We start from the raw sequence: 26730 nt of genomic DNA, 5'->3' as shown, positions 1-26730 counted from the left end.
GACGGGTCCCGGCGCCGTGTGAGCGACCGGCCCGGGAAGAGCGTCCCCGACGTGGTACGTACCGGAGGCTGAATGGGCCGCTACATCATCAGGCGCCTGGTCCAGGCGATCCCTGTCCTGCTTGGCGCGACCCTGCTCGTCTACGCCGTGGTCTTCGCGCTGCCCGGTGACCCCGTGGAGGTGCTCGCCGGGGACAAGCGGATGGACCCGCACATCGCCGCCGTCCTGCGGGAGAGGTACCACCTGGACGACCCGTTCCTGCTGCAGTACTGGCACTACCTCACCGGCCTGTTCCACGGCGACCTGGGCGTCACGGTCTCCGGCGGGTCGGTCTCCGACATCCTGGCGGGCCGGTTCCAGGTGACCGCCAACCTGGCGATGACGGCCCTGGTCATGGAGGCGCTCGCCGGGGTGGGCCTCGGCCTGTACGCCGCGCTGCGCCACGGCAGGGCGCAGGACTCGCTGGTCCTGGCCGCCACGCTGATACTGATCTCCATCCCGCCCCTGGTCACCGGCTTCGTGCTGCAACTGCTGCTGGGCGTCAGGCTCAAGCAGGCCGGGCTCGACCTCTTCCCCGTCGCGGGCCTGGCCGAGGGGTGGCGCGGCTACCTGCTGCCCGGCCTCGTGCTCGCCGGGACCTCGATCGCCTACCTGACCAGGCTCACCAGGACCAGCCTCGTGGAGACGCTGCGCGCCGACTACATCCGCACCGCGACCGCCAAGGGGCTGCCCCGGCGCCGGGTCGTCGGCAGGCACGCGCTGCGCAACGCGCTGATCCCGCTGATCACCTATCTCGGCGCCGACTTCGGCACGCTGATGGGCGGCGCGGTGATCACCGAGACGGTCTTCAACCTGCCCGGCATCGGTCAGCAGCTGTTCACCTCGGTCTCCCTGCGCGAACAGCCCGTCGTCGTGGGCGTGGTGACGCTCCTGGTGCTGGTCTACGTCCTGGCGAACCTGGTCGTCGACCTGCTCTACGCCGTGCTCGACCCGAGGATCCGCTATGAGTGAGACCGCGGCCGGGCGCCGGGGGCGAGGCGGGTCAACCGGCGGCAGGCACGCCAGGGACACACCCACGGGGCCGGCGGGCGGGCCGTCCAAGCCCGCGAGCCTGTGGAGCGACGCCTGGCAGGACCTGCGGCGGCGGCCGATGTTCGTCGGCGCGGCCTTCGTCATCGCCGTCTTCCTCCTGATGGCGGCCTTCCCCTGGCTGTTCACCTCGATCGACCCGCACAACGCCGCGACCTGTCACCTGTCGGACGCCAGGCAGGGGGTGGGCGACCTGCACTGGTTCGGCACCGACAACCAGGGCTGCGACGTCTACGCCCGCAGTGTGTACGGCGCCCGCAACTCGGTGGTGATCGGCGCGACGACCGCCGCCCTGACCGCGCTGGTCGGCGGCCTGCTCGGCCTGCTGGCCGGGTTCGCGGGAGGGGCGCTCGACGCCCTGCTGTCCCGGGTCACCGAGATCTTCTTCGCGATCCCCTCGGTCCTCGGCGCCCTGCTCATCCTGTCGGTCTTCCGCACGGGAAGCGTCTGGACGGTCGTCCTGGCGCTGGCCGTACTGGCCTGGCCGATGACGTTCCGCATCACCCGGGCGGCGGTGATCACGGTGAAGGGGCAGGAGTACGTGCTCGCCGCGCGGGCGCTCGGCGCCTCCGCGGGGCGGATCATGTTCCGGCACATCATGCCCAACGCGATCGCCCCCGTGATCGTGGTCGCCACGATCAACCTCGGGACGTTCGTCGCGGCCGAGGCCGGGCTCTCCTTCATCGGGGTCGGGCTCCAGTCGCCCGACATCTCCTGGGGGCTCATGATCTCCGACGCCAGGAGGCGCTTCCTTGAGGCCCCGGAGCCGTTGCTGTTCCCGGCGCTGTTCCTGAGCCTGACCGTGCTGGCCTTCGTCATGCTGGGCGACGCCGTACGCGACGCCCTCGATCCGAAACTGAGGTAGGGAAGCCGTGTGGAGGTCCTCGACGGCCGAGCGGGACGGGCACGTCCCCGGCGGGGAGGCGCTGCTGACCGTGGACGGCCTGCAGGTGGAGTTCGTCACCAGGCAGGGCGTGGTCAAGGCGGTCAACGGCGTCAGCTACCGGATCGATGCGGGGGAGACGCTCGCCGTACTCGGTGAGTCGGGCTCGGGCAAGTCGGTCACCGCGCACGCGATCATGGGGCTTCTCGACACGCCGTCCGTCCGTGTCCCGGCCGGAACGATCCGTTTCCACGGCACCGACCTGCTCGCGCTGCGGGAGGACGACCGGGCCAGGATCAGGGGGCGGCGGATCGCGATGGTCTTCCAGGACGCCCTGTCCGCGCTGAACCCGGTCTTCACCGTGGGCGCGCAGATCGGGGAGATGTTCCGGGTGCACGAGGGCGTGTCGTGGCGGGAGTCGGAGCGCAGGGCCGTCGAACTGATGGACCGGGTCCGCATCCCCGCCGCCGCGCAGCGGGTGCACGACTACCCGCACCAGTTCTCCGGAGGCATGCGCCAGCGCATCATGATCGCGATGGCGATCGCGCTCGGTCCCGAACTGCTCATCGCCGACGAGCCGACCACGGCGCTCGACGTGACGGTCCAGGCCCAGATCATGGACCTGCTGGCCGAGCTGCGGCGGGAGAGCGGCATGGCGATGATCCTGATCACCCACGACCTCGGCGTGGTCGCCGACACCGCCGACAGGATCGTCGTCATGTACGGCGGTCGCGTCGTCGAGACCGCTCCCGTGCACGAGGTCTACCAGGCGCCCGCGCACCCCTACACCAGGGGCCTGCTGGAGTCGATCCCCCGCCTCGCCCGCAAGGGCAGGGCGTTGCCGGCGATCGAAGGCACCCCGCCGGACCCGCTGGCCATGCCCTCCGGCTGCGCCTTCCACCCCCGGTGCTCCTACCGTCAGGACAACTGCGTCACCGACGCGCCGCCGCGCTACCGGATCGGGCCGACACGCGACAGCGCCTGCCACTACTGGAGAGAGGTCCTCGATGGCAGCCACGGGTGAACCGATCCTGGAGGTCGGCGGCCTGGTCAAGCACTTCCCGATGTACCAGGGCGTCGTCATGCGGCGGCGGATCGGGGAGATCAGGGCGGTCGACGGGGTGTCCTTCACGCTCAGGCGCGGCGAGACGCTCGGCATCGTCGGTGAGTCGGGCTGCGGCAAGTCCACCCTGGCCAGGCTCCTGATGGCCCTGGAGAGGCCGACCTCGGGCTCGGTGCGGATCAACGGACGCGAGATCACCCGGGCCAGGGGCTCCGAGCTCAGGCAGGTCCGCCGCAACATCCAGATGGTCATGCAGGACCCCTACACCTCGCTCAACCCCAGGATGACCGTCGGCGACATCGTGGGAGAGCCGTACGAGGTCCACAGGAAGGTCGTCCCCAAGCGTGAGCGGCGCCGCATGGTGCAGGAACTGCTTGAGGTGGTCGGTCTCAACCCCGACCACGTGGACCGCTACCCGCACCAGTTCTCCGGCGGTCAGCGGCAGCGCGTCGGCATCGCCAGGGGGCTGGCGCTCAGGCCGGAGATCATCATCTGTGACGAGCCGGTCTCCGCACTCGACGTCTCGATCCAGGCCCAGGTCGTCAACCTGCTCGAACGGTTGCAGGACGAGTTCGGCCTGGCCTACGTCTTCATCGCCCACGACCTGTCGGTCGTCCGTCACGTCTCCGACCGGATCGGCGTGATGTATCTCGGCAAACTGGTCGAACTCGGCGCGGAGGCCGACGTCTGCGAGCGGCCGGCCCACCCCTACACCCAGGCGCTGCTGTCGGCGGTGCCGGTGCCCGACCCCCGGGGCCGCGAGACACGGGGGCGGATCGTCCTGCAGGGCGACCCGCCCTCACCCGCGAACCCGCCGTCGGGCTGCCGCTTCCGCACCCGGTGCTGGAAGGCCAGGGACGTGTGCGCGGAGCAGGAGCCGCCGCTGCAGGCGCGGTTCAGCACCGGGCACGCCGTCGCCTGCCACTTCGTCTGACCCCTCCTCAGAGGGATTCGAGAGGGGCACGGCGGGGGCCCGAGGACAGGCGCACGTGCGCGCCCGGCGGCAGCGCGAGCCGCTGGGAGGCGTCCCCGGCGTTGACCGCGAGCGCGACCAGCCCCGCCGAGTCGGTGAAGGCGACCAGCTCGCCGGGAGACACCGCGGCGAAGGTCTCCCTGAACGGCACGGCGGCGTGCCTCCTGCCCAGCCAGACCACCAGGGAGCCGCCGGGCCGTACGCCCACGACCGCCAGGTCGGCCGCGCTGACCGACAGCTGGACGTTGCCGTGGCCGTCGACAGAGAGGACCTCGCCCTCGACCTCGTCGTCACGCACCAGCGACGTCGGCGCGCGCAGCGCGACCAGCCGCTCCGGCGGGATCGGCGGTCCCAGCTCCGCGAGGGGCAGTCCGGTCGCCACCCGCGCAGCCACGGGGGCGAAGACGTCACGGCCGTGGAAGGTCGGAGAGACCGGCTTCCTGAACAGGTCCTCGTTGGTGAGCTCGTAGGCCGTCCGCGCCCCGCCCGCGGCGGAGACCGCCCACGAGAGCACCCCGTTGTCGGGGCCGAGGAAGACGTGTTCGCCGGCCTCGATCGCCACGGCTCTGCGCGAGGCGCCGACCGGGCTCACCGCGGCGACGTGGACGCCGGGCGGGAGATGGGGGATCGTCTGGGCCAGGATCGCCGCGGCGCGCCGTACGTCTCCGGTGGGGACCAGGTGGCACACGTCGATGATCCGGGCCTGCGGCGCCGTCAGGACGATCACACCGTGGCAGGCGGCGACGTAGCCGTCCGCCAGCCCGTAGTCGGTGAGAAGGGTGATCACTGGAGTCACATCTGGTGACTGTACGTCTCCGAACCGGCCATGAACAGCAGGAAATTCCCGACTATCCTGGCATCGCGCGGAGCCGTACGGCCTGCGGGGCGCGACGGGAGGCGACAGCGATGAACGATGTGCCACCTCCCGGCGAGGGGACGGGACCGGAGAACGCTCCCAGGCCCCTCACCGAGAAGGAACGGGAACTGCTGGCCTTCGAGCGCCGCTGGTGGCGACGTCCCGGGGCCAAGGAGCAGGCGGTGCGGGAGGCCTTCGGCATCTCGGCGACCCGCTACTACCAGCTGCTCGCCGAGCTGATCGACCGGCCGGAGGCGCTCGCCCACGACCCGATGCTGATCAAGCGCCTGCGCAGGCTCCGCGAGACGCGCAGACGCGAGCGCGCGGCCAGGAGACGGGGACTACGTCCCTGACGTCCGGGGTAGAGCCGGTCATGCGCGCCTGACGCCGCGCCGTACGATCCTGGCCTGACGACGAGCGGGAGAACACCCCATGGAGACCCCCGAAGGACTGCGCGCGATCCTGGCCGACCCCGCCGGAGCGGTGATCGGCCTCGACTTCGACGGCACGCTCTCCCCGATCGTGCCCGACCCCGACGCGGCCAGGATCCACCCGCGCGGCCCGGAGCTGCTGGCCAGGCTGGGCGGACGGGTCCGCGCCGTGGCGGTCGTGACGGGCCGTCCCGCCGCGACGGCCGTCGAGTACGGCTCGCTGGCCGAGGTGCCCGGGGTGGTCGTGCTCGGCCACTACGGTCTCGAACGCTGGGAGGCGGGCACGCTCACCGCCCCGCCCGTCCATCCCGGCCTGGACAGGGCCAGGGCCGAGCTGCCCCGGCTGATCGAGGGCGTCGCGGGCGCCAGGTTCGAGGACAAGGAGCGCTCGGTCGCCGTGCACACCCGGGGAACCGCCGAACCGCAGGCCACGCTTGAGGCGCTGCGCGACCCGGTCGCCAAGCTCGCGGCCGAGGTGGGGCTGGCGGTCGAGCCGGGCAAGTTCGTGCTGGAGCTGCGGCCTCCGGGGACGGACAAGGGGGCGGCGCTCGGCGCCTTCCTCGCCGAACGCGGGGCGCGCTCGGTGCTGTTCGCCGGTGACGACCTGGGGGATTTGGCGGCCTTCGCCGCCGTACGGGCCTCAGGGTTGCCCGGCGTGACGGTGTTCAGCGGTTCGGCCGAGGCGAGCGCGGAGGTCGCCGCCCAGGCCGACATCGTCGTGGACGGCCCGGAGGGGGTGATGGACCTGCTGGCGTCGATCGCCGATGCCATTGAACGTTAAGTGACCGACAAGTGGGGACGGTTAACGTCCCCGGCATGAGAAAACTCGCCTTCGCCGCCGCCGTGCTCGCCGGCGCCACCCTGTTCACCGTTCCCCAGGCGGCCTCGGCCTCGACCGCGCAGGCCTCGGGAACCCTCACCTTCCGCGGCATGACCCTCAAGCTTCCCTCGGGCTGGCGGGTCTACGGCGGCGCCGACGGCGTCAAGGTGGTCACGGGAAGGTGCGCGAAGCCGCACTCGGCGTATTTCACCCCGAACTGTGAGGCGTTCTGGGTCTTCGGCCCCAAGCAGATCAAGTACGGGCGTGAGCTGTTCTCCGCCTACCGGGGGGACCAGCCGTACTACCCCGCCACCGATGTGCAGCGCTGCCCGTTCGACGCCAAGAGCGGCCAGACGTTCGGCAACGCGTACGCCTCGGGGCTGCGGCAGGTGGGACGCGGGCACAAGGCCGCCTTCAAGGGCTGGCGCGGCGAGTGCTACAGCTACAACGGCAGCAAGCGGACCGGGACCTTCCACCAGCGTGAGTGGTTCCTGCCCACCTCGAAGATCCTCGTCGTGGACGTGTGGGACAACCCGCGCCTGGCGTCCGTGCTCGCGGCGGCTACCTGGAGCTGACCAGGATGCCGCCGACGGCCAGCACGATCATCACGGGCACCATGAGGAAGGCCTGCTGGGTGCCGGACACGTCGGCGAGCGCTCCCAGCAGGAAGGGCCCGACACCTGTCGCCGAACTCGAATAGAGGGAGGCGACGCCCGTCGCCCGCTCGGGACGTCCGGCCGTGGCCGTCAGCACCCGTGAGAGCGCGAGCGGGAAGTGCAGCGAGACCCCCACTCCTGAGACGAGCAGCCCCGCGTAGGCCGCCGGCGGGGCCGTACTCGTCCAGAACAGCAGCCAGCCGACGAAGGTGAGCCCCAGTGCGCCGATGAGCAGCGAGGAGGGCGGGATCCGCAACGCCAGCCTGGCCCCGCCGAAGCGCCCGAGCGCCAGCCCGGCGGTGAAGGCGGTCAGCGCGCTCGCCGCGACCGCCGCGGACAGGCCCGTGTTGTCGCTGACCAGCTTGGCCGCCCAGAGGTTGAACGAGAACTCAAGCCCGACGCAGCAGAACAGCACCGCCCCCGCCAGGTGGAAGCGCATGCCGAGCCCCGGGGAACCCGCGCTCCCGGAGGGCGCCGCCTGCTCCTCCCGGGCGGGCGTGGGAACCCACACGCGGCCCATGGCGAGCGCGAGCAGCACGGTCAGCAGCGGGGTGAGCAGCAGCGCCGTCCGCCAGCCGAGCGCGCTCTGCGCCGCGAGACTGACGACGAACGGGGCGAACAGGCCGATGGTCCCACCGACCGCGTTGGCCTCACTGATCGCCGACGGCCCCGCGGGACCGTGGTGCCGGCCGAGGACGGACATGCTCGTGTAGAGACTGATCGAGCCCATCCCGCCCGCCAGGCAGTACGCGAGGAGCGTGACCTGCGGTGTGTGGCCGAGGACGACCAGCAGCACCCCCACGTTCATCCCGGTCAGGCCCGTCCAGACGGTGACGCGCGTGCCGAGGCGGCGGGTCAGCCGGGGCAGCGCGAGGCCGGTCAGGACGCCGCCGACGGCCATCATGGTGCCGTGCAGCCCGGCGACCGTCTGCGAGAGGCCCAGTTCGGCGCGGAGCATGGGCAGGGCGGCGCTGAGGCCGTACAGGTAGGTGGCGAAGACACCAAGCTGCAGGTAGACGAGCCAGGTCGGACGGTCACGGGTGAGCCTGGCGGTCACGGGTTCCCCCGAACGTCAATGAAGCGCGAAGTCCCCTGAACTATCTCATATCAGGGCAAAATCTCAGCCGAGTGCGGCGAGCTGGTCAGAGAACCAGCGCTGCGGGGGAAGGGCGGTCGCCAGACGGGCCAGCCTGTCCCCCCGGACGGCGCGCTCGTGCTCGGGCATGACGAGGCCCTCGTGGATGGCCCGCGCCGTGGCCGAGACGTCGTAGGGGTTCACCAGCAGCGCGTCCGCGCCCAGCTCGGCCGCGGCCCCCGCCTCGCGCGACAGGACCAGAGCGCTGTTCGGGGACAGCACCGGCCCCTCCTTGGCCACCAGGTTCATCCCGTCGCGGATCGGGTTGACCAGCATCACGTCGGCCAGCCGGTAGGCGGCCAGCGACCGGGGATAGTCGTCCTGGACGTTGAGGATCAGCGGATCCCAGTCCTCGGTGGCGTACTCGTCCTCGATCTCCGAGGCGCAACGCTGCACCGCCGCGGTGTACTCACGGTATTCGGGCAGGTCGTGGCGGGAGGGGTAGGCGAAGGCCAGGTGCACGACCCTGCCGTGCCACTCGGGGTGCGCCGCGAGGAACTCCCGGTAGGCGATCAGGCCCCTGACGATGTTCTTCGACAGCTCGGTCCTGTCGATGCGCACGATCAGCCTGCGGTCGCCGACCAGCTCGCGCAGGGCGGCCATGTGGGACTCGACGTCGGGCTCGCGGGCGCGTTCCCACAGCGCCCGGCCGTCCACACCCAGGCCGTGCACGCCGATCCGGGTGGTCCGGCCCGCGTGGGTCACCGTACGGCCCGCGCGCTCGACCCGCGCGTCCAGGACGCTCTCGCAGCAGTCCATGAAGGCCCCGGCCCAGCGGTCGGTCAGGAAACCCGCCTGGTCGGCGCCCAGGATGCCCTCAAGCAACTCGGCGGCGACCTCGTCGGGCAGCAGACCGAAGTACTCGGGAGGGGCCCAGGGCGTGTGGGAGAAGTGGGAGACGCGCAGGTCGGGCCGTTCGCTCCTGAGCATCGCCGGGACCAGGGCCAGGTGGTAGTCCTGCACCATGACCTTGGCGCCGTGCGAGGCCTCCTCGGCCAGCGCCATCGCGAACGCCTCGTTGTAGGCCTGGTAGGACTCCCACTCCCTGCCGAACCTGGCGTCGAAGTGCGGCCTGTTCGGGGTGTCGTAGAGCAGGTGGTGGACGAACCACAGGGTCGAGTTGGCGACCGCGTTGTAGGCCCGCTGGAAGGTCGCCGGGGGGATGTCGAGCATCCGCAGCGCCCCGGTCTCGTATCCCGCCTGGTCGAGCCGCCCCCCGGGAGCGAGCCGTACGGCACCGCGGTCGCCGTCGGACAGGGCGGCGCAGACCCACAGGACGTCGAGCTCCTTGGACACCTCGGACAGGCCGGAGACCAGGCCGCCGCCACCCCTGCGCATGCTCAGCGCGCCGCCCTCCGACATGGTGAAGGAGACCGGACCGCGGTTCGAGGCCACCAAAATCCCACTCATCTGACCTCCTCGCCCGGGAGGACGTGGCTTGTCCCGAAGGTTAACCAAACGATAACCGGCGACCATAGGATGTCGAGCGACCGTGACCGTTGATGGGAACCCGTGATGGCGCTGGACGAGACGACCGAGGAACTTGCCCGTGCGGCCGCCGGAGGCGACCACCGGGCACTGGGCGAACTGCTGAAGCGGATCGAGCCCGAGGTGCTACGGCACTGCGGGCGGATCCTCCCCTACCGGCAGGACGCCGAGGAGGCCTGTCAGGACACCCTGCTCGCCGTGGCCCGCAACATCGCCAGGTTCGAGGGGCGGGCGCGGTTCAGCACGTGGCTGCACATCGTGACCGCCAACTGCGCGCGCACCACCTACCGCTCGCTCAAACGGCGTTCCGCCGAGCAGAGCTCGGAGGAGTTGCCGCTGCACAACAAGCCCGACGTCGCCAGGGTGAGTGTGATCGCGGGCTCCCGCCTCGACCTGCTCGACGCGATGGAGGCCCTTGAGGCGGACAAGCCCGACCTGGCCCAGGCGCTGGTGCTGCGCGACATCTGCCAGCTCGACTACAACGAGGTCGCCGAGCAGCTCGGCATCCCCCTCGGCACCGCCAAGTCGCGCATCCACCAGGCCCGCAAGTACGTCCAGGGAGCGCTCGGCGACGCCTACGGCTTCTGAGGTTTGTCCGGTTAATGACACACTTCATCTCGTTTGGTGAGACAACTGGTCAGGAGGGGCACAAGGCGAGGTAGAGTGCTTGAGACCTGCATGTCAGGTCCACAACTGAACATTGCTCATCCAGAGGGGTGGAGGGACCGGCCCTGCGAAGCCCCGGCAACCCTCCCGGTTCAAGACTCGCGATCTGGCGAGGGGTCGACCGGGACAGGTGCCAATTCCGGTCTGTGACCAGGGTGGTCGCAGACGAAGATGAGGGAAAGGCCTCGCTTCATGGCGCTCGCGAACACCGCAACCACCACCGCTCTTGACTTCGGTCCCGCCGTCGCTCTCTCCTGTCGTGAGTGTGGTGCCCGCTACGACCTCGGTCCCAGCTTCGCCTGTATCGAGTGTTTCGGGCCCCTTGAGATCGCCTACGACTTCGGGAACGTCACCCGGGAACAGATCTCGCAGGGGCCGGCCAACATCTGGCGCTACCGCTCCCTCCTGCCCGTCCCGGCGGACGTCGCCTCCAAGCCCAACACCGAGCCCGGCTGGACCAGGCTCGTCAAGGCCGACAACCTGGCGCGTGAGCTGGGCCTGCGCTCGCTGCACGTGAAGGACGACTCGGGCAACCCCACGCACTCCTTCAAGGACCGCGTGGTCGCCATCGCCGTCGAGGCGGCCAGGAACTTCGGCTTCCACACCCTGTCCTGCTCCTCGACCGGCAACCTGGCGGGCGCGGTGACCTCCGCCGCCGCCAGGACCGGGCTCGACGCCTGCGTGTTCATCCCCGCCGACCTCGAACAGGGCAAGATCGTCATGGCCTCCGTGTACGGCGGCAAGCTGATCGGCATCGACGGCACCTACGACGACGTCAACCGCTTCTGTTCCGAGCTCATCGGTGACGAGCTCGGCGACAAGTGGGGCTTCGTCAACGTCAACCTCAGGCCCTACTACGCCGAGGGCTCCAAGACCCTGGCCTACGAGATCGCCGAGCAGCTCGGCTGGCGGATCCCCGACCAGATCGTCATCCCGGTCGCCTCCGGCTCCCAGCTCACGAAGATCGACAAGGCGTTCAAGGAGCTGATCGCCCTCGGTCTCGTCGAGGACACGCCGTACAAGATCTTCGGCGCCCAGGCCGAGGGGTGCTCCCCGGTCTCCGCGGCCTACAAGGCGGGCCACGACGTGATCCGCCCCGTCAAGCCCGACACGATCGCCAAGTCGCTGGCCATCGGCAACCCGGCTGACGGGCCCTACGTGCTCGACATCGCCAGGCGCACCGGCGGCGGGGTCGAGGACGTCACCGACCCCGAGATCGTGGACGCCATCCGCCTGCTCGCCAGGACGGAGGGCATCTTCGCCGAGACGGCGGGCGGTGTCACCGTCGGGGTGCTGCGCAAGCTGGTCGAGTCGGGTCGGCTCGACCCTGACGCGGAGACCGTGGTCCTCAACACAGGTGACGGCCTGAAGACCCTTGACGCGGTCGCTGACCAGGCACGTCCCACCGCTGTCATCCGGCCCTCACTCGACGCGTTCCGCGCTGTCGTCGCCTAGAGCCCTGAAAGGTACTGAATTATGAGTGTTTCTGTACGGATTCCGACGATTCTCCGTACGTACACCGGCGGCGCGGCCGAGGTGAACGGCGAGGGCGGGACCCTGCGTGAGGTTCTGCAGAAGCTCGACGCCGACTTCCCCGGGATCGGTGCCCGTATTCTCGATGAATCGGGCAAGATTCGCCGTTTTGTGAACGTCTATGTCGGTGATGAGGATGTCCGTTTCGCCGACAACCTCGACACGGTGACGCCGTCCGGCGTTCAGGTCTCCATCATTCCGGCGGTCGCCGGAGGCTGATCCCGGCGGAGGCCGCGCGGGGCCCTGGGCGGGCACTGGGCGGCCTTCCGGGGCCCGATGTCGTCCACTGTCATGGAACGGCGCCCCTAGAACACCCTCACGACACCCGCACCGGCCTGGCCGCGTGCGGGTGTCGTCTTTTGTGATGCAAGCTCACATTTTTGCGCGAAGACATAATGTAATATTTAACTAACTAGTAGTGATAGCAAAACTATGTTGGCGTGTTGAATGCGTCCGTAAAGCGGTAGTTTGCTGGTTGACTCTGTTGCCCCACGGGCTCTCACAGGTATGGTCGAGGGCGATCGACGTAGGCGATGTCTCCGCCTCGGAGATTGAGGACCTCGCGAGAGGAATGGGCGACGTCCTCAAGCCCAGTAAGAGGAGTCGGAAGTGGCGCAAGGCACCGTCAAATGGTTCAACGCGGACAAGGGCTACGGCTTCATCGCGGTAGACGGTGGTAAGGATGTTTTCGTCCATTACTCCGCGATCATGATGGATGGCTACCGTGCGCTCGAACAGGGCCAGAGGGTCGAGTTCGAGATCACGCAGGGACAGAAGGGACCTCAGGCGGAATCGGTCCGGACGGTCTGATCTCGTCCTCCGTCAGCTCGTCGGGAACCCGCTGGCGCATCCCGCGGCAGCGCAGTTCGCGCGGATCGCCCTCGGCATGTCGGCCCGGCTCGTCGCTCCCATCGGCGGGCCGGGCCTTCGCCTAAGCTGACACTCAGGTCAAAGGTCCTTGGCTTGCACTCGTCGGGGGAGAGTGCTAAACAGTGGTTAGCACTCCTCATTGGAGAGTGCCAAACCTGGATCGAGACGATGGGGCCCGCCGAACGGAGTCGTGGGCCCGTATGCCGTCGCGGGCGTCGCCTCGGTCTGGTGCAAGCCACCCTGTGTTTGGGAGGTCTAGCCGTATGGCAGCCAAGATGATCTCGTTTGACGAGGACGCCAGGCGCGGTCTCGAGCGTGGCATGAACCAGCTCGCGGACGCTGTCAAGGTGACCCTCGGCCCCAAGGGCCGCAACGTCGTGCTGGAGAAGAAGTGGGGCGCCCCCACGATCACCAACGACGGTGTCTCCATCGCCAAGGAGATCGAGCTTGAGGACCCGTGGGAGAAGATCGGGGCCGAGCTCGTAAAGGAAGTCGCCAAGAAGACCGACGATGTCGCGGGTGACGGCACCACCACGGCCACCGTGCTTGCTCAGGCGCTGGTCCGCGAGGGCCTGCGCAACGTAGCCGCGGGCGCCAACCCCATGTCCCTGAAGAAGGGCATCGAGGCCGCCGTCGAGCGTGTCTCCGAGGAGCTCTCCAAGCTGGCCAAGGACGTGGAGACGAAGGCGCAGATCGCCTCCACGGCCTCCATCTCCGCGGGTGACCCGCAGATCGGCGAGATGATCGCCGAGGCGATGGACAAGGTCGGCAAGGAAGGCGTCATCACCGTCGAGGAGAGCAACACCTTCGGCCTTGAGCTTGAGCTCACCGAGGGCATGCGCTTCGACAAGGGTTACATCTCGCCCTACTTCGTGACCGACCCGGAGCGCATGGAGGCCGTCCTCGACGACCCCTACGTCCTCGTCGTCAACTCCAAGATCTCCGCGAACAAGGACCTGCTCCCGGTCCTCGACAAGGTCGTGCAGGCCGGCAAGCCGCTGCTGATCATCGCCGAGGACATCGAGGGCGAGGCGCTGGCGACCCTGGTCGTCAACAAGATCCGCGGCCTGTTCCGCTCGGTCGCCGTCAAGGCTCCGGGCTTCGGCGACCGCCGCAAGGCCATGCTGGGCGACATCGGCATCCTGACCGGTGCCCAGGTCATCAGCGAGGACCTCGGTCTGAAGCTGGAGTCCACCACGCTCGACCAGCTCGGCCGCGCTCGTCAGGTCATCGTCACCAAGGACGAGACGACGATCGTCGACGGTGCCGGTGACGCCGAGCAGATCGCGGGCCGGGTCAACCAGATCCGTGCCGAGATCGACAACACCGACTCCGACTACGACCGCGAGAAGCTGCAGGAGCGCCTGGCCAAGCTGGCCGGTGGCGTGGCGGTCATCAAGGCCGGTGCGGCGACCGAGGTCGAGCTCAAGGAGCGCAAGCACCGCATCGAGGACGCCGTGCGTAACGCCAAGGCGGCCGTCGAGGAGGGCATCGTGCCCGGCGGTGGCGTGGCGCTGCTGCAGGCCGGCGCCAAGGCGTTCGACAAGCTCGAGCTGGCCGGGGACGAGGCCACCGGTGCGGCGATCGTGCGCAAGGCTCTTGAGGAGCCGCTGAAGCAGATCGCGGTCAACGCCGGCCTTGAGGGCGGCGTCGTGGTGGAGAAGGTGCGCAACCTGACCCCCGGCGAGGGCCTGAACGCCGCCACGGGCGAGTACGTCAACCTGTTCGAGTCGGGCATCATCGACCCGGCGAAGGTGACCCGTTCGGCGCTGCAGAACGCCGCCTCGATCGCGGCGCTGTTCCTGACGACCGAGGCCGTCATCGCCGAGAAGCCCGAGAAGGCCGGTGCCGCTCCCGCCGTTCCCGGCGGCGGCGACATGGACTTCTAGTCCGGAGCTTTCCCAAAAGAGGCGACCCCGAGGTGTCGGGGTCGCCCCTTTTTGTTTTCCACCCGATTTCTCACCGGCCCGTAAGGCGGGCCTTTCCGGTCGGCCAGGTGTTTTACCCGGGCCGGGCGTGCGTTTCACGGCCGCCGCGTTCGGAGACCGGACGTTTCCGGCCGCCAGGGCCTTCGGGAGGGGTGGCCTTTTCGGCCGGACGGACTTTCACGGCACGCCGGGGGAACCGGTCAGCGGAGCTGGGCGGGCAGGTCGCCGGTGTGCAGGACGGTCAGCGAGGTCACCGCCCTGGTCAGAACCACGTAGAGACGGGCGAGGCCGCGTGGTTCCGCGGCCACGATGTCGGCGGGCTCGACCACGATGACGTGGTCGTACTCCAGGCCCTTGGCCAGGCTCGCGGGGATCACCAGGAGCCGGTGCTCCTCGGTCGCGTCCTGGCTCAGCACCCGGTGCTCCACGGCCTCCAGGATGGCGGAGACCTCGGCCACCGCGGCGTCGGGGGCGATCACGCCGATCGAGCCCTCGCGGGAGAGCGTCTCGCCCACCACCTCCCTCAGGGACGCGGCCAGGTCCGCGGCGGGCCGTACGGTGAGGGAGCCGACGCCGGGTCGCAGCGAGCGGGGCGGGGCGAGGTCGGGGGCGACGGAGGGCAGCAGCCTGGCCGCGTAGTCGAGGACCTCACGGGGAACGCGGAAGCCGAGGGTCAGTTCGGTGACCACGCCCTCCTCGAACCCCAGGTGGGCCAGGACCTCCTTCCACGAGCGGGCCGACCAGGGGGTCGTGCCCTGCGCGAGGTCACCCAGGACCGTTGCCGACCCCGTACGGCACCGTCGTCCCAGCGCCCGCAACTGCATGGCCGACAGGTCCTGGGCCTCGTCGACGACCAGGTGACCCAGCGGGGCGGTCCGCTCGATCATGTCGCCGAGCTCGTCCATCAACGCCCCGTCGGCGGCCGACCACTTCGCGGAGCGGAAGGTCTTCGACGGCTTGGCCCACAGCAGCACGGCCTGTTCCTCGGCGGTCAGGTCGTCCCTGGCCGAGTCGGCGAGGAAGGCGGGGTCGCTGAACAGCCGGTGGAGGACCTGCTGCGGGGTCACCTTCGGCCACACCGTGTCCACCAGCTGCTTGACCGGCTTGGACCTGGCGACGGCGTCCTGCACCCGGTCGTCGGGGGACTCGCCGCGCTGTTCCATCCGGACGAGGACCGCGTGGGCCAGCCGCTGGGCCAGGGCCGCGCGGCCCGGGGCGTAGCGGGTGGTGCCGCGCAGGGAGGCGACGATCTCGCGGACCTCGTAGTCGGCAACCCGGTAGCGGTTGACCCCCTTGGTGAACAGCACGCCCTCGGTCGGCTTGACGATGTACGCCCACAACGCGCGGTTGAGCACGGGCACCATCCGGGCGTCGCCCTTGATCGCGCTGACCGCGGGGTCCTCGGGCGTCGCGTGGTCGCCCAGGATGTCTGCGACGGTGGTCTGGTCGACCTTGACCTCGCCGAGCGCAGGAAGCACCGAGGAGATGTAGGACAGGAAGGCCCGGTTGGGGCCGACGATCATCACACCGGACCTGGCTAGCCGTTCCCGGTGGGTGAAGAGCAGGTAGGCGGCCCGGTGCAGGCCGACCGCGGTCTTGCCGGTGCCCGGCGCCCCCTGGACGCACACGGTCGTGCCCAGTTCGGAGCGGACGATCTCGTCCTGGTCGGGCTGGATGGTCGCGACGATGTCGCGCATCGGCCCCGAGCGGGGCCGTTCGATCTCCTCGGTGAGGATCCTGCTGTGTCCGGCGCCGCCGCCGGGGGAGTCGCCCTGGTCCAGACGTTCGTCCTCGTAGGCGGTCAGCTCCCCGCCGTGGTAGCCGAACCTGCGGCGGCGTCTGACGCCCATCGGCTCGGCCGGGCTGGCCTGGTAGAACGCACGGGAGATCGGCGCCCGCCAGTCGATGACCAGGGGGCGGCTGCGGTCGTCGTGGACGTGCCTGCGGCCGACGTGGACGGTCGCGGGCAGGTCGTCGTCCGTCGCGCGGTCCAGGCGGCCGAAGAACAGCGGGGTGCCCGCGTGGTCGGCCAGCGCCGCGACCCGCTGGTCGAGCAGCGCCTGGAGGATCTGCTGGGACACCCAGTCGCCCGCGGCGTCGGAGGACAGGGACTGGGCGTGCTCGCGCATGGCGCGCAGGGCGGTCCGGGAGAGGGCCAGGTGCTCGCGCTCGGCGGCGAGGATCTCGTCGGGGTCCGTGGGTTCCGCGGACCCTGAGGACCCCGAGGATTCTGTGAGGTCTGTGGGCTCTGTGAGGGGGTCCAGGGATATGTCGGGGGACAATGGATGTCCGGACACGGGAAAGCGCCTCCTGTTCGGTAAGCGGTGGTGGCCATCAGGCAGCGAATCCACCAGCCTAGCGACGCGCTTCGACGGCTCAAACCGATTAACGGCCGCATCCCTTGCGTGAGCGCGTTACCACCGTCCGTGTTTGTGCGTCCAAATCGCTAAAAAGGCGGGAAAATCCAGTGACGCGCGCAGATCATGGGGGTATGTCGCCAGTGGCCGTCGAGGCCTAGCGAGGGGGTGGTCGCTTTGGAGAAAGCCTGCGGAATCTCGTGGACCTGACACGAACGACGGCGTGTTCGCCATGGGAACGCTAGTCGTCAGCGAGCACGTCGTCAGCGTCGATGATCTGGTAGGCGTATCCCTGTTCAGCCAGGAAACGCTGCCGGTGCGCGGCGAAGTCCTGGTCCACCGTGTCACGGCTGACCACGGAGTAGAACCGTGCCCCGCCACCGTCGGCCTTCGGGCGCAGCACCCGGCCAAGCCGCTGGGCCTCCTCCTGCCGTGACCCGAAGGTTCCCGACACCTGTACGGCCACCGCCGCCTCGGGCAGGTCGATGGAGAAGTTCGCCACCTTGGAGACGACCAGCACCTGGATCTCCCGGTCGCGGAACGCCTGGAACAGCCGCTCCCGCTCCTTGACCTTGGTCTCCCCCTTGATCACCGGAGCGCCCAGGTGCTCGCCGAGCTCGTCGAGCTGGTCGATGTACTGACCGATGATCAGCACCTGCTCGTCGGGATGGCGCCGGACGAGCGCCTCGGTCACCCGGGTCTTCGACGGGGTGGTCGCGCAGAACCGGTAGCGCTCCTCGGCCTCGGCCATCGCGTAGGCGAGCCGTTCCTCGTCGCTCAGGGTGACCCGCACCTCGACGCAGTCGGCCGGGGCGATCCAGCCCTGGTTCTCCATCTCCTTCCACGGCGCGTCGTAGCGCTTGGGGCCGATCAGGGAGAACACGTCGCCCTCCCTGCCGTCCTCGCGCACGAGCGTCGCGGTCAGCCCGACCCGCCGCCTGGCCTGCAGATCCGCGGTCATCCGGAAGATCGGGGCGGGCAGCAGGTGAACCTCGTCGTAGACGATCAGACCCCAGTCACGGGCGTCGAACAGCTCCAGATGGCGGTAGACCCCCTGCCTGCGGGTCGTCATCACCTGGTAGGTGGCGATGGTGACCGGGCGGATCTCCTTCTTCGTCCCGGTGTACTCGCCGATCTCGTCCTCGGTCAGCGAGGTCCGCCTGATCAGCTCCTGCTTCCACTGGTGGGCCGAGACGGTGTTGGTCACCAGGATCAGCGTCGTCGCCTTCGCGTGGGCCATCGCCGCCGCGCCCACGATCGTCTTGCCCGCGCCGCAGGGGAGCACGACCACGCCGGAACCGCCGTGCCAGAACGCCTGCGCGGCCTCCCGCTGGTAGTCGCGCAGCAGCCAGCCGTCCTCCCGAAGCGTGATCGGGTGGTGCTCGCCGTCCACGTATCCGGCGAGGTCCTCGGCGGGCCAGCCCAGCTTGAGCAGATGCTGCTTGATGTTGCCGCGCTCACTCGGGTGGACCGCGACGGCGTCGGCGTCGATGCGCTCACCGAGCAGCGGCTGGATCTTCCTTGAGCGCAGGACCTCCTCAAGGACGGCCCTGTCGGTGCTGGTCAGGACGAGCCCGTGGACGGGGTGCTTGTCGAGCCTGAGCCTGCCGTACCTCGCCATGGTCTCGGCGATGTCCACCAGCAGGGCGTGCGGCACCGGGTAGCGGCTGTAGCCGATCAGCGCGTCGACGACCTGCTCGGCGTCGTGCCCGGCCGCCCGCGCGTTCCACAGCGCCAGCGGGGTCACCCGGTAGGTGTGCACGTGCTCGGGGGCGCGTTCGAGCTCGGCGAACGGCGCGATCGCCTTGCGGCACTCGTCGGCCCTGTCGTGGTCGACCTCAAGCAGCAGGGTCTTGTCCGACTGGACGATCAGCGGTCCGTCACTCACGGCTTCTCCCTCGTTGTACGGCGGGCGAGCCCATGGTCGCACTCCCCCGGGGAACTCGCCCACCGCCTCCCCGACCTCGTATGTCCAACGGCGCCGAGGCCCGGGACAATCCCGGAGGGTTCAGTCGAAGGCGCCGTTCACTCCGGCGAGGATGATGGCGCCGACCCCCAGAACGACCAGCCCGACGTTGATGCCGATGCTGATCCAGGTCCATTTGAGCAGTCCCTTCGCTCCCTGGGGGTCGCGCTCGACCTTGCCGAGCGCGACGCCGGCCAGGACGGCTCCGGTGATGCCGCCGATGCTGACGTAGCAGGTCAGGCCCATGAGGATGCCGACGACCAGCGCGATGATCGCGTGCGTCCTGACGCCGTCGACGTTCTGCGGGGGACCCGGGTAGGGGCCGGGGCCGTAGGCCGGGGTGTACTGCCCGTACGGCGACTCGCCGTAACCCTGGACGGGGCCGTAGCCGGGCTGGCCGTAGCCCTGCCCGTAGCCCTGGTCGTAGCCGGGCTGCCGGCCGTAGCCCTGGTCGTAGGAGGGCTGCTGCTGACCCGACCCCTGGCTCGGCTGGGTGTTCTGCAGGCCGTACGCGGGAGGCTGGCCGTAGGCGGGAGGCTGGTTGTACGTGGGGGCGTCGTAGCCGGGGGTCTGCCCGGGGCCGGTGCTGTAGGGGCTCTTCCAGTCGTCGGGGTTCGCGCTGGGGCCTTCGGGGGGACCACTGCTCACGGGAGCCTCTCACTTCCTTCTTTCGTGCGCCAACGATCCCACCGTAGGGGAAACCCGGAAATCCGGGCGTTCACTCGACGTCGGAGATCCCGGTGATCCCGGTGATGCGGTGCAGGGCGAAGCGGTGCACCGCCGCCCGGGTCTCGTCGTAGGCGGTGAGGTAACCCCCCTCCATCCGGGCGGGTTCGAGAATCCTGCTGGTCGCGTTGCCCTGGGAGTCGAGATAGCCGATCCAGACCTGGGACCCCTGCCGGATGGCCTCCCGCAGGGCGTTGATCGTCGCGGTCGCCGGGGAGCGCGGGACCTGCCCGGTCGGGGCGTCGACGGGCGCCCTGCGGGCCAGGTGCGCCGCGTCACCCGCCCTGACCGCCCGTACGGCCGCCGCGACGACCTCGGCCTCCGGGCCGGTGAACGTGACGACCTGACGCGGGAGGGGCTGCCCCTCGGTCCTGCGGACGTCGAGCTGCGCGATGATCACGTCACCGTCGAGGGACTCGGCGGCCGGGGCGTATCCCATCGCGCGCAGCGAGTCGACCAGCGTCCCCCGCGAGGTCTTGGAGGCGATCACGGTGGGGGCGAGCCTGCGCAGCCGCAGCGGGACGGCCCGCCGGTCGGCCATCACCTCGTCGAGCAGGGAGGAGTCGTCACACCTGATGTACGCGCTTGCCGTACCGACGCGCATGCGGCCGTGCCTGCGGGCCACGTCGGTGACCAGGTAACTCAGGGGCTGCGGCACGGGCGTCGTCGAGTGGCGCTCCAGCATGGACAGCATCTCGTCGGCGCCCTGTCCGGCGTCGAGAGCCCGCCTGATGGACTGCTCGCAGAACCGGTAGACCGTCGCGCCGCCGGTCGACTCGACGTCGGCGGCCAGCGCCAGCCAGCGCCTCAGGTCACCGGTGAGGGGACCGGGCGCCACGGCGGTCAGGTCGGCCTGCAGGAGCACGTGGTCGAGCGGCTCGGGCAGCAACGGCGCCAGGGCCAGGGCGACCGCCCCGGAACGGCCGCCGCAGGACAGCAGGGCGCGGCCGTGGCCCGCGAGCGCACCGAGACCGGTCACCCCGATCTGCTCCGCCTCACGCAGCGTGAACTCGACCAGCTGGTCGCGCCTGCCGCCGCGACGGCGCGGCTGCTCCCACGTCAGACGCCCGAGCACCGACTCAAGGCCGGGCGCGACCCCGGGGCCCGCTGCGGCGAGCAGGCCGAGCGTGGTCGCGCGCACCTCGGGGGCCGAGGAACGCCGCAGGTCGGGGTGGAGGGCGTTGAGCAGCCGGTCACGCTCGTCACGCTCGCCGATCACCCCGGGAACCCGGTCCGTGGACAGCCAGCCGGACGCCAGCGCCACCCAGCGGTCCTCGGTGCTCTTGATCCGCCAGGCGTCGTAGAGCGGGGTCGGCAGCCAGTCACCGTCGACCGAGCCGCTCGCGGCGATCAGCCCGACCGTGTGGGCCACCTCGATGACCAGCCCCGTCGCCCACTCGGGCAGGTCGAGCAGGCCGGAGGTCCGCTTCAGGTCGCGTACGGCCAGCCCTCCGCCGCGCAGCACGCCGGGCGGGTCGGCGCTCCAGCGCTCGCACAGCTCCTCGACCGCCCGCACGAAGGTGAAGGCCTGCCCCGCCGCGGTGCGGTCGACCAGCGCCTGGTCACGGCCTGCGCCGTTGAGCGGGGGCGGGACGGGTGAGAGGTCACGGTGTATCCGGCCGTCGCGCAGGAACAGGCCCACCTCGCGGGGCAGGGTGACGCTCTCGTCGCCGGTGGCGGCCAGCAGCGCGCGGGAGAGCAGCTCCTCGATCGGGGAGTGGGCGTTCGCGACGCGTACCTGCCTGCGGGCGTTGGGCACCCGGCCGCTCGGCGGCCCCCAGGCCAGCTCGTTGAGCGCGGACCTGGCCTGCGGCGAGACGCCCTCGACGAGCCGCGCGACGACCTCACGGTCACCGAGCAACTCGGCCAGGGCCTGCCTGGTGTCGCCGCTCTCACCACCGGCGTCCCGGATCAGCTCGGCCAGCCGCTCGGCGGGATGGTGCCTGAACGCCTCGACCGCGGGCGGGCCGAGCCCGGCGGGTGTCTCCAGGATCTCCCGCACCCCGGGGGCGGGCAGCAGGGCGTTCTGCGGGCCGTACACCAGGGCGAGGGTCCGCAGCCGCTCGACCGTCTCCTTCAGGGCGGCCCGCAGCGCCGTGGCGGTGACCCCCTCGGGCAGCGCGCGGGCCATCTGCTCGCGCAGCGCCCGCTGGTCGGCCGGGGAGGGCAGCACGACGAGCGTCTCGACGACCGAGAGCGTGAACCGGTCGAGCCGGTCGAGCACGCGCCCGACGGCGGAGGGACTGCTCGCCCGCCCCGCCAGGCCCTCGACGTGGGCGGGGACCGGTGTGATGAGTTCGGGGCGCACCGTGACCAGCGCCCGCAGCTGCTCGTCGCTCCGGTCGCGCAGCCACTCGGTGAACTCCGTGCTCATTCCGTCAATGGTAGGAGCCCTGACCGACAAAGCTAGGTTTGGGAAAGTTCGGGTTCACGTGGACATCCTTGGGCCACGGGCAGCAGGCCGAGTGCGAGGGACACCCAGGAGGTGACGAAACGCTCGCGTTCCGCCCGGCCGGGGGGTTCGCCGACGGTCTCCTCGAAGAGGAGACAGTGGACGAGGGAGCCGCCGAGCACCGCGCCGACGGAGGACCGGTCGAGGCCGGCCCCGGCGTACTCGGGCTGGGCGCACAGCCAGGAGCCGATCGCGTCGAACATCGGCTGCAGCAGCCTCGCCCGCACGACCTCGACCAGCTCGGGGAAGCGCCCGAGGTCGCGGAAGAAGACGCGGACCAGCTCGTCCTCCTCACGGATCACGGCCAGCCCCGCCTCGCACAGGCCCGTCAGCCGTTCCGTGACGGGGGCCGCGGGGTCGGCGGCGCCCATCGCGGCGACCCTGGCCTCGACCCGCACGACACGTTCGTTCACCGAGGCGGCCAGCACCTCGTACTTGGACCTGAAGTGCCGGTAGAGCCCGCCCGCGCCGGGGGACAGCCCCGCGGCTGACTCGATCTCGGCCACCGAGGTCGCCGCGTAGCCTCGCTCAGCGAACAGGCGCAGGGCCTCTTCGAGGATGCGCTCACGCGTCGATCTGGTCATCTCTGTGCAGACACCTCCACCGCGACCCTATCCAGCGAAAATACGAAGTGTGGGTTCTGCCGGGCGGGGATTTGGCATCCTGCCGGGAGCGCCGCACGGAGGACTCCATAGGGTCTTTCCGCGAGGGTCTTCGGCAGGAGAAGGCCTTTTCGTGAGAGCTCTCACGAGGGTTTCGTGGGCTCCATGGGGCTCTGTGGGAGCTCTGTGAGGCTTCGCGGGGTTTTCGCGGGCGGGAGAGGAAAGGGCGTGGGCGGGGCGATGGACGCGGTCGGGTTCGACCTGGACATGACACTGGCCGACACACGCGCGGGCATCGCCGCGGTCTACGACGAACTGGCGTCGCGCGTCGGGGTGCCCATCGACAGCGCCGTCGTGGTCTCCAGGCTCGGGCCGCCCCTGGAGTGGGAGCTGGCCAACTGGCTGCCCGCCGAACGCATCCCCGAGGCCGTCGCGCTCTACCGGGCGCTCTACCCCTCGATCGCCGTCCCGGTGACCACCCCGATGCCCGGAGCCGCCCAGGCCGTCGAGGCCGTACGGCGCGCGGGCGGCAGGGTCATCGTGGTGACGGGCAAGAACCTCCCGGACGCCCAGCGGACGGTCAGAGCCCTGGGACTCGACGTCGACGAGGTCGCCGGATCGGTCTTCGGCCCCGCGAAGGGGCCCGCGCTGGTGGCCTTCGGCGCCGCCGCGTACGTGGGGGACCACGTGGCCGACATCGAGGCGGCGAAGGCGGGCGGGGCGTTCAGCGTCGGGGTCGCGACCGGGCACCATCCGGTGGAGGAACTACGCGGCCACGGGGCGGATGTGGTGCTCGCCGATCTGACCGAGTTCGCCGAGTGGTACGGCGGTTGGCGCAGCCCAACCGTATTCGTGTAATTCAGGGCTGAATACACGGTCGCTCCCAGCCCGCGCTGGGCATAACCTACATCCATTCCTTTTCACGACAGTCTGAACGAGGTCACCCCTGTGCCGAGTGGCAAGGTCAAGTGGTACGACGCCGACAAGGGTTTCGGCTTCCTCACCCGCGACGACGGCGGTGAGGTGTTCGTGCATTCTTCCGCGCTCCCCGGTGGCGTGGAATCCCTCAAGCCGGGACAGAAGGTCGAGTTCGGCGTGGCCGAGGGGCGCCGTGGACAACAGGCGCTCTCGGTGCGTGTGATCGACCAGCCCCCGACTCTCGCCAAGACCGCCAAGCCCAAGGGCAAGCGCAAGAAGCCCGACGAGATGGTGGTCATCGTGGAAGACCTGATCAAGCTGCTGGACTCGGTGTCGATGTCCTACCAGAAGGGCAAGCACCCCGAGCCCGTGCACGCGAAGAAGATCGCCGCGGTGCTGCGCGCCGTGGCCGACGACCTGGAGGACTGACCGCCTCCCGACGGCCTGATCCGCCCGCCTCTCCCCGCGTGAGAACCGCCTCTCCCGTGTGGAGGGGCGGGCGGCGGTCCATCCGGCGGGGGTCAGCCGTGCGGATTGGTCAGCGGCTTGGTACGCCTGTCCGGCGGAGGGGCGTCACGCCGGACGACGGTGGTCGTCGTGTGGCCTGAGCCGTTCCCCACAGGGGAGGCCGGCCGCTCCTCCGGTCGCTGTTCGGTGTGTTCCTCGGGGTCTTTCCCGGGGTCCTGTTCGGGGTCCTGTTCGGGGCGGGGCCGGGCCGCCCTGGCCGCCTCGACCCTGGCGTCCCGGGCGTCCACCCTCCTGCGGCGCCGTACGAGGAGCCAGCCCAGTGAGCCGGCGAGCACGACGGCCATCACGGTCAGCCCGGCCGAGCCGTCGGTGAACAGCGAAAGCAGCAGTCCGACCAGGCCGCCGCCCACCCAGGAGACCTGGAGGAACGCCTCGACCACTCCGAAGGTGGACGAACGCACCTCCTCGCCGATCTCCCGCTGCACGATCGCGTCGAGCGCCAGCTTGCCGAGCCCCTGGGCGAACGCGGCGACCAGCGCCACGGCGACCGCGGCCCACAGGGTGAAGAAGACGGCCGCCACGACCGTGGTCACCAGTGAGAGCGCCAGTGTGAGCAGCACGATCACCTGCGGGGAGCGTCCGCGCGTCCACGAGGCGACGGCCGTACCCGTCAGGCCTCCGACGCCCGCCGCCACGGCCAGCAGGCCGATCGTGACCGGAGGGGCGAGCCCCGGCAGGTTCCTGTCCTGCACCAGGAAGAGCAGATAGAACAGCAGGAACCCCGAGTAGAGACGGACGGCCACGTTGGCCGCCATCGCCTCGGTCACCACCGGCCCGACGTTCAGCAGCGTGCGCCAGCGTGCGGGCCGCTCCTGACCCTCCTCGTCGGGGTCCCCGTCGAGCACGTCGAGGTCGGGGGAGTCGACGTGCCGCGGCAGCCGTACGGCCAGCACGCCCAGCAGCAGGAAGAGGACCAGGGCGGCGCGCAGGGTCCACTCGGCGCCGAGCCAGGCGCTGACACCCGCGCCGACCGGCACCGCCACACCCGCCGTGACCAGGGCGAACAGGGCGACCCTCGCGTTGGCCGTGACCAGCGCGATGTCGGCGGGCAGCACGTTCGGCATGATCGCCGCCCGGGAGACGCTGTAGGCCTTGGACAACACCAGCACCGCCAGCGCCGCCGGGAAGATCGTGAACACGTCACCGGGGACGATCGCCGCGGCCATCGCGAAACAGAGCAGGCCCCGGCCGAACAGGGTGCCCGCCATCACGAAGCGCCTGCCCGAACGGAACCGGTCGAGGACCGGCCCGACGAACGGCGCGACCACCACGAAGGGGATCATCGTGATCAGCAGGTAGAGGGCGACCTGCCCCCTGGCCTCGTTGACCGGCAGTTTGAACAGCGTCCCGGCCAGGGCGGCGGTGACCAGCGCGTCACCGGCGCTCTCCAGCGCGGTCAGCTCGATCAGCTGGCCGAGCCCGGTACGGCCCGCGCCCTGGGCGTGGGTCAGCCGCCGGGAGGCCGCGCCGACCCGGCGGGTCCCGCTCGCCGCCCCCCGCCCGGCGCGGACGGTCATCCGGCCCGCCCCCCGGCCCGCGCGCGCCGTCGCCCGGCCGGCGCCCACCGCGGAGCGTCCGATCCGGCGGGAGACGTCGCCTGCCGTCCTGCGTGCTTGTTCCCAGCCACCTGCCACGCATCCAGTCTTACCCATAGGGCGGATGGGATGTATGTGGCGGTCCGTCCTATCTAAGCCTTGAATGGTCAGTGAACAACGGGACAGGTTGCCGGTCGAGGGGAGAGCGCGTTACGGTCCGTTGGCGGCGACCCGGCGCGACCCCGCCCGGGGCCGGTGAAGGTGCTGTTCGCTCCGGGCATGGGTGAGAATGAACTGTGAGTCAGCGTAGCGAGCTAGGCAGTGGGGACAGCGGCCGTCAGGTCGCGAGGCCTGCGGAGGAGGACTCGTGACCCGTCCGAGAACCCGTGCCGTCGTCGTCGACGAGGCCTGCGCCGCCGCCGTCGACCTGGCCCGCTCCGCGATCGAGGAGAACGTCAGACCGGAGGAGATCGGCGACCACCTCGGCGTCGAACCCGAGGGCGACCGCGTCGTCACCCACTACTTCACCTGCCTCGACCGTGCCTACCGGGGGTGGCGCTGGGCCGTCACCGTCGTCAGGGCCTCCAGGGCGCGCAAGGTGACGGTCAGTGAGGTCGTGCTGCTGCCCGGCACCGGAGCGCTGCTGCCGCCGGAGTGGGTGCCGTGGAGCGAACGGCTGCTCCCCGGCGACCTCGGCGTCGGCGACCTGCTGCCGACCTCCGCGGACGACGTACGCCTCGCGCCCGGCTTCACCCAGACCGAGGACGACGTCGACCGACAGATGATCTTCGAGTACGGCCTCGGCAGGGCCAGGGTGCTCTCCCCGACGGGCAGGGACCGCGCCGTGCGCCGCTGGCACTCGGGTGAGTCGGGGCCGCACACCCCGCTCGCGCACGCCGCGCCCGCCCAGTGCTCGACCTGCGGCTTCTACTGGCCGCTCGCCGGTGCGCTGGGCATCGGTTTCGGGGCGTGCACCAACGAGTACGCCCCCGACGACGGCCGTGTCGTCGCCGCCGACCACGGCTGCGGCGCGCACTCCGAGGCCGCCGTGCTTCCGCACCAGGTCGAGCCGACGTCGCCGATCCTCGACGACCTCGCCTACGACATCGCAGAGGAGTCCTCGGAGACGGACCTCGCCGGCTCCGTGGACGACACCGCCGCCGAGCCGCTGGGTCACTCCTGATCCGACGTCATCACAGGCACGCCGGAAGACCCCGGCGTACCCCGATGCGACGTGACCTGTGGGGCCCCCGAC

General features: G+C 70.4%; 24 protein-coding genes and 1 riboswitch. Of the genes, 15 read left to right on the top strand and 9 right to left on the bottom strand.

All coding sequences use genetic code 11. The features are described from left to right. The first annotated feature begins 72 nt into the window (after positions 1–72). The 4 genes from ABT340_RS30635 to ABT340_RS30620 are packed head-to-tail and all read left to right on the top strand — an operon-like array spanning position 73 to position 3969. Complete coding sequence (locus ABT340_RS30635) at positions 73–1011, top strand: ABC transporter permease (RefSeq protein ID WP_352014330.1); 939 nt, start codon at positions 73–75, stop codon at positions 1009–1011. Then, positions 1004–1954, top strand: a complete 951-nt coding sequence (locus tag ABT340_RS30630; RefSeq protein WP_352014329.1) for an ABC transporter permease — start codon at positions 1004–1006, stop codon at positions 1952–1954. Before ABT340_RS30635 ends, ABT340_RS30630 begins: the two co-directional genes overlap by 8 nt. A gap of 7 nt (positions 1955–1961) precedes the next feature. Continuing rightward, positions 1962–2996 (top strand): ABC transporter ATP-binding protein, encoded by a 1035-nt coding sequence (locus tag ABT340_RS30625; protein WP_352014328.1) that lies wholly within the window; start codon positions 1962–1964, stop codon positions 2994–2996. Then, positions 2980–3969: an ABC transporter ATP-binding protein gene (locus ABT340_RS30620; RefSeq protein ID WP_352014327.1), complete on the top strand. Its 990-nt coding sequence runs from the start codon at positions 2980–2982 to the stop codon at positions 3967–3969. Before ABT340_RS30625 ends, ABT340_RS30620 begins: the two co-directional genes overlap by 17 nt. Positions 3970–3976: 7 nt before the next feature. Here the strand turns inward: ABT340_RS30620 and ABT340_RS30615 are convergent, their stop codons facing one another. Beyond that, complete coding sequence (locus tag ABT340_RS30615) at positions 3977–4804, bottom strand: SAM hydrolase/SAM-dependent halogenase family protein (protein ID WP_352014326.1); 828 nt, start codon at positions 4802–4804, stop codon at positions 3977–3979. A 110-nt stretch (positions 4805–4914) separates the two neighbouring features. Here ABT340_RS30615 and ABT340_RS30610 point away from each other — a divergent pair, with 110 nt between their 5' ends. From ABT340_RS30610 to ABT340_RS30600, 3 genes are all read left to right on the top strand, one after another. Next, complete coding sequence (locus ABT340_RS30610; protein WP_352014325.1) at positions 4915–5217, top strand: DUF3263 domain-containing protein; 303 nt, start codon at positions 4915–4917, stop codon at positions 5215–5217. A gap of 79 nt (positions 5218–5296) precedes the next feature. Then, a complete protein-coding gene (gene otsB / locus ABT340_RS30605; RefSeq protein WP_352014324.1) occupies positions 5297–6076 on the top strand; it encodes a trehalose-phosphatase in 780 nt (259 codons plus the stop codon). A 35-nt stretch (positions 6077–6111) separates the two neighbouring features. Next, positions 6112–6690 carry a hypothetical protein gene (locus tag ABT340_RS30600; protein WP_352014323.1) on the top strand — a complete coding sequence of 193 codons (579 nt, stop codon included), beginning with the start codon at positions 6112–6114 and terminating at the stop codon, positions 6688–6690. On the opposite strand, the gene ABT340_RS30595 is transcribed toward ABT340_RS30600, so the two are convergent. Continuing rightward, positions 6677–7828 carry an MFS transporter gene (locus ABT340_RS30595; protein ID WP_352014322.1) on the bottom strand — a complete coding sequence of 384 codons (1152 nt, stop codon included), beginning with the start codon at positions 7826–7828 and terminating at the stop codon, positions 6677–6679. The genes ABT340_RS30600 and ABT340_RS30595 overlap by 14 nt on opposite strands. Before the next feature lie 63 nt (positions 7829–7891). Then, a complete protein-coding gene (locus ABT340_RS30590) occupies positions 7892–9316 on the bottom strand; it encodes an alpha,alpha-trehalose-phosphate synthase (UDP-forming) (RefSeq protein WP_352014321.1) in 1425 nt (474 codons plus the stop codon). 105 nt (positions 9317–9421) lie between these two features. On the opposite strand from ABT340_RS30590, the gene ABT340_RS30585 reads away from it, so the two are divergent. The 5 genes from ABT340_RS30585 (at position 9422) to groL (ending at position 14352) form a co-directional block, all read left to right on the top strand. Continuing rightward, on the top strand, positions 9422–9982 hold the full coding sequence (locus ABT340_RS30585) for an RNA polymerase sigma factor (protein WP_352014320.1): 561 nt from the start codon (positions 9422–9424) through the stop codon (positions 9980–9982). 113 nt (positions 9983–10095) lie between these two features. Continuing rightward, a riboswitch (SAM riboswitch) is annotated at positions 10096–10238 on the top strand. Between the two features lie 14 nt (positions 10239–10252). After that, entirely contained in the window at positions 10253–11515 is a 1263-nt protein-coding gene (gene thrC / locus ABT340_RS30580; protein ID WP_352014319.1) for a threonine synthase, read from the top strand. 21 nt (positions 11516–11536) lie between these two features. After that, the gene (locus ABT340_RS30575; protein ID WP_352014318.1) at positions 11537–11812 is read left to right on the top strand and encodes a MoaD/ThiS family protein; all 276 of its coding nucleotides are present in this window, start codon (positions 11537–11539) and stop codon (positions 11810–11812) included. Between the two features lie 390 nt (positions 11813–12202). Continuing rightward, positions 12203–12403, top strand: coding sequence for a cold-shock protein (locus tag ABT340_RS30570; RefSeq protein WP_113704857.1), 201 nt, complete (start codon positions 12203–12205; stop codon positions 12401–12403). Between the two features lie 323 nt (positions 12404–12726). Next, complete coding sequence (gene groL / locus ABT340_RS30565; RefSeq protein ID WP_352014317.1) at positions 12727–14352, top strand: chaperonin GroEL; 1626 nt, start codon at positions 12727–12729, stop codon at positions 14350–14352. A gap of 239 nt (positions 14353–14591) precedes the next feature. Here the strand turns inward: groL and ABT340_RS30560 are convergent, their stop codons facing one another. From ABT340_RS30560 to ABT340_RS30540, 5 genes are all read right to left on the bottom strand, one after another. Beyond that, a complete protein-coding gene (locus tag ABT340_RS30560) occupies positions 14592–16574 on the bottom strand; it encodes a HelD family protein (protein ID WP_352014345.1) in 1983 nt (660 codons plus the stop codon). Between the two features lie 415 nt (positions 16575–16989). Continuing rightward, a complete protein-coding gene (locus ABT340_RS30555) occupies positions 16990–18636 on the bottom strand; it encodes a DNA repair helicase XPB (RefSeq protein ID WP_352014316.1) in 1647 nt (548 codons plus the stop codon). Positions 18637–18756: 120 nt separating this feature from the next. Then, the gene (locus ABT340_RS30550) at positions 18757–19362 is read right to left on the bottom strand and encodes a DUF4190 domain-containing protein (protein WP_352014315.1); all 606 of its coding nucleotides are present in this window, start codon (positions 19360–19362) and stop codon (positions 18757–18759) included. A 70-nt stretch (positions 19363–19432) separates the two neighbouring features. Next, positions 19433–21814 carry a helicase-associated domain-containing protein gene (locus ABT340_RS30545; RefSeq protein WP_352014314.1) on the bottom strand — a complete coding sequence of 794 codons (2382 nt, stop codon included), beginning with the start codon at positions 21812–21814 and terminating at the stop codon, positions 19433–19435. A 32-nt stretch (positions 21815–21846) separates the two neighbouring features. Then, positions 21847–22476 carry a TetR/AcrR family transcriptional regulator gene (locus tag ABT340_RS30540; protein ID WP_352014313.1) on the bottom strand — a complete coding sequence of 210 codons (630 nt, stop codon included), beginning with the start codon at positions 22474–22476 and terminating at the stop codon, positions 21847–21849. A gap of 246 nt (positions 22477–22722) precedes the next feature. Between ABT340_RS30540 and ABT340_RS30535 the strand changes: the two genes are divergently transcribed. After that, positions 22723–23352, top strand: coding sequence for an HAD family hydrolase (locus ABT340_RS30535; RefSeq protein WP_352014312.1), 630 nt, complete (start codon positions 22723–22725; stop codon positions 23350–23352). Between the two features lie 90 nt (positions 23353–23442). Then, positions 23443–23841: a cold-shock protein gene (locus ABT340_RS30530; protein ID WP_352014311.1), complete on the top strand. Its 399-nt coding sequence runs from the start codon at positions 23443–23445 to the stop codon at positions 23839–23841. Between the two features lie 92 nt (positions 23842–23933). Here ABT340_RS30530 and ABT340_RS30525 read toward each other — a convergent pair whose 3' ends face one another. Further along, positions 23934–25574, bottom strand: a complete 1641-nt coding sequence (locus ABT340_RS30525; protein WP_352014310.1) for an MFS transporter — start codon at positions 25572–25574, stop codon at positions 23934–23936. Between the two features lie 268 nt (positions 25575–25842). On the opposite strand from ABT340_RS30525, the gene ABT340_RS30520 reads away from it, so the two are divergent. Continuing rightward, positions 25843–26658, top strand: a complete 816-nt coding sequence (locus ABT340_RS30520; protein WP_352014309.1) for a DUF3027 domain-containing protein — start codon at positions 25843–25845, stop codon at positions 26656–26658. The last annotated feature ends 72 nt before the right edge of the window (positions 26659–26730 follow it).

The organism is Streptosporangium sp. NPDC000239, assembly GCF_040300765.1.
Classification (GTDB): domain Bacteria; phylum Actinomycetota; class Actinomycetes; order Streptosporangiales; family Streptosporangiaceae; genus Streptosporangium.
The sequence above is the reverse complement of the archived record's forward strand: the minus strand, read 5'-3'. Positions and strand labels throughout refer to the sequence as shown.